Source organism: Streptomyces bobili (assembly GCF_002154575.1).
GTDB lineage: Bacteria > Actinomycetota > Actinomycetes > Streptomycetales > Streptomycetaceae > Streptomyces > Streptomyces bobili.
In genome coordinates this window covers 1-3122 of record NZ_MUBA01000642.1, presented here as the reverse complement: position 1 = coordinate 3122, position 3122 = coordinate 1, and the positions used below count along the sequence as shown (strand labels likewise).

Annotated in this window: 4 protein-coding genes; 3 read left to right on the top strand and 1 reads right to left on the bottom strand. The window is 71.3% G+C overall.

Annotated elements, in window-relative coordinates:
• The first annotated feature begins 1 nt into the window (after position 1).
• On the top strand, positions 2-1195 hold the full coding sequence (locus BZL64_RS35375) for an aminotransferase class V-fold PLP-dependent enzyme (RefSeq protein WP_086773149.1): 1194 nt from the start codon (positions 2-4) through the stop codon (positions 1193-1195).
• Between the two features lie 107 nt (positions 1196-1302).
• Entirely contained in the window at positions 1303-1518 is a 216-nt protein-coding gene (locus BZL64_RS35370; protein WP_086773148.1) for a hypothetical protein, read from the top strand.
• 191 nt (positions 1519-1709) lie between these two features.
• Here the strand turns inward: BZL64_RS35370 and BZL64_RS35365 are convergent, their stop codons facing one another.
• Positions 1710-1883, bottom strand: a complete 174-nt coding sequence (locus BZL64_RS35365) for a CsbD family protein (RefSeq protein ID WP_086773147.1) — start codon at positions 1881-1883, stop codon at positions 1710-1712.
• Between the two features lie 456 nt (positions 1884-2339).
• Between BZL64_RS35365 and BZL64_RS35360 the strand changes: the two genes are divergently transcribed.
• Positions 2340-3122, top strand: a 783-nt coding sequence (locus BZL64_RS35360; protein WP_086773150.1) for a PP2C family protein-serine/threonine phosphatase, incomplete at its 3' end; no start/stop codon positions are given.

Sequence of the window (3122 nt, the reverse complement as noted above, 5' to 3'; positions counted from 1 at the left end):
GCTGCTGGCCGACGGCCGGGACGCCGCCTCGGCGTGGACCCTCGATCCCGCGATGCGCCACCTCAACCACGGCTCGTTCGGCGCGGTGCCCCGGGTGGCGCAGGAGCGGCAGAGCGCGCTGCGCGACGAGATGGAACGGGCGCCGGTCGCCTGGTTCCCGCGGCTGCCGGGCCGGATCGCCGCCGCCCGCTCGGCGATCGCCGGCCATCTCCGCGTCCGGGCGCGGGACTTGGCGCTCGTCCCCAACGCGAGCGCCGGCGCGAGTGTCGTCTACGCCGCCCTCGGCGCGCGTCCGGGCGGCGACATCGTGGTCACCGACCACGGCTACGGGGCCGTCACGATGGGCGCCGAGCGGCTCGCCCGGCGCTGGGGCGCACGCGTCCGCACCGCCCACGTCCCCCTCGGCGCCGATGCCCGGCAGGCCTGTACGGCGGTGATGTCGCAGGTCGACGAGCGGGTAGCGCTCATCGTCCTGGACCAGATCACCTCCGCCACGGCCCGGCTGATGCCGGTCGGCCTCGTCGGCTCTGAGGCCGCCCGGCACGGCATCCCGCTGCTCGTGGACGGCGCGCACGCCCCCGGCCTCCTCGCCGCACCCATGGAGGGGCTGGTCTGCGACGCCTGGGTCGGCAACCTCCACAAGTGGGGATGCGCGCCCCGCGGCACCGCCGCTCTCGTGGCCCGGGGCCCGCTGCGCGAGGAACTCCATCCGCTGATCGACTCCTGGAGCGCCGCGGAACCCTTCCCGGACCGCTTCGACCAGCAGGGCACGATCGACGCGACCGGCTGCCTCGCCGCCCCCGCGGCACTCGACTTCGTCGACCGCACCTGGGGCTGGGACACGGCCCGCGCCTACATGGACGAACTGGCCGGATACGGCGCCCGCGTGGTGGCCGCCGCGTTCGAGGCGTCGGGCGGCCCGGCGGAACCGGTCGACGTCGGGATGCCCGTGCCGGGAATGCGCCTGGTCCGGCTCCCGGAGGGACTGGGCGCCACCCGGATCGAGGCCGACGCCCTGCGCGACCGGGCGACCGAGGAACTGGGCGTCGAGGCCGCCTTCACCAGTTTCGGCGGAATCGGTTACCTGCGGTTGTCCGCCCACGTCTACAACACACCCGGCGACTACGAGTACTTCGCCGACGCCTGCGTACCCGTCGTCGAGAGGTGGGCGCGGGAAGCCCGCAGCGGAGGGTGACACACCGCCGGGCACGTCTCGCCCCGTTCGGCGGGCGCAGCGGCGGCACCGCGCTCGGGCGTCGTGGCCCGCGTGCGCGGTGACGGCTCAGGTTCCACTCTGGACTCATGGCTAACGCGATGCCCGTCGTCGTCTATCCGCCCGCCGAGGACGGCGGCCGGCGCGTCCGCGCGGGCAACCAGTTTCTCGGCATGGCCTACGGTCTCCTCGACGTCGCCGAGTTCTTACGCCTCGCGGGTCTGGAAGGCATCGACGACCTCGATGTGGCGGGCATGCCGGAGATCGAGTGGCGTGGGGGCGGGCCGGAGGTGTGGCAGCGATGAGTCCCGCGCGGCTCCGGGTGGCCGGGGCCGCTGCCGGTCCCCATGTGACCAGCCGGTCCTTGAGCGGTGGGCAGGCCAGAACTCCGGTCCCTCCGCATCCGCGCCGCGCCGATCGCCGACGGAGGCCCTACCTTCCGCAGAAGGCGCGACACCGTCCGCCGGAAGAGGTCCGCCGTGCATCCGGGGGAACGTCAGGAGCGGCCTCGTTTGAACGAGTCCTTCATGCCCAGGGCTCGGTGCCGGATGGTGGTCACCTTCTGACGAATTCTGGCTTTCACCTCGTCCGTTCTGCCCTCGGTCTCGAGGCGCTCGCTACCGGTGATCCTCCCGACGAAGACTTTGAATCTGGCCTTGGCCTGATCCATGGCGCCACTTCTTACCATGGTGATCCCTCCATCGGACGGTTCTTACATGCCACGCTAGGTTCGAGGGAGCCATCGCGCTTGGTCACGCCCATCGGCGGAGTGCCATCGCAGCCCGGACTGCGGTCGCCGCGTCGGGATTCAAGGAATCGGACCTGACCGGACCGGCAGCGCCCTGCCGACTGTGCCCGCCCGGGACAGACCCTGCTCCCTGCCCCGGAATCCCCATGGGACAAGTCCACGAACTTCGGCCGTGCCGGCCCAACGGCCCGAGAGCCCGCGCGGTTCCGGAGTCGCCGAGAGGAGGATCCCTAGCGAGTATGGAAGCCGGCGTATGGGTGGCCGAAGGTGCAGCCCAGGTGCCGTCAGCGGAAGAACGGAGCCGTTGTGACGGGTGGCGAAGGCATCTTGTCGGATCTTCTGGCGCGCTCACACCGAGTGTCACCTCGGGACCTTCCGATGCTGATCGACGAAGCCGGGCGGCGCCTCGGTCTGTCCAGCGCACGCCTTTACGTCCCCGACCTCCAGCAGGTCCATCTGATCGCCTTGCCGTATCCGGCCAGGCAGGACACGCCAGTGCTGGAGATCGACGACTCGGTGGCCGGCCTGGCCTACCGTACGCAGCGAATTCAGCGCACGCGTGACGGCTGCACAGCATGGCTACCGTTGATCGACGGAATCGAGCGCCTGGGCGTCATGGTGATCACAGCACCCGAGCTCGATCCCCACCTGCTGGAGTCCTGCACGGCGCTGGCGGGGCTGACCGCTCTGCTGGTGGCGTCCAAAGCGACCTACAGCGACCTGCTGGTTGCGCGAGAGCGTTCCAGGGCCATGACCATCCAGGCGGAACTGCTGTGGTCGTACCTGCCGCCGCGGGCCATCGGCACTGACCAGGTCACCTCGAGCGCCGCTCTGGAACCGGCCTACGACATCGGCGGGGACGCCTTCGATCACAACCTCACCGAGAATGTCCTGCACCTGGCCCTGCTGGACGCCATGGGCCACGACCTGGCCTCCGGCGGTTCCAGCGCGGCCGCTCTCGCCGCCTGCCGCGCCACCCGCCGCGACGGCGGCACCCTGACCGACATCGCCACCACCATCGACCGAACCCTCGACCTATGGATTCCCGGCCGTCTCCTGACCGCGGTCATCGCCAACCTCGACATCCGCAGCGGCTGGCTCACCTGGATCAACTGCGGCCACCCCCCGCCCCTGCTCCTCCGGGACGACGCCGTCCTCCCC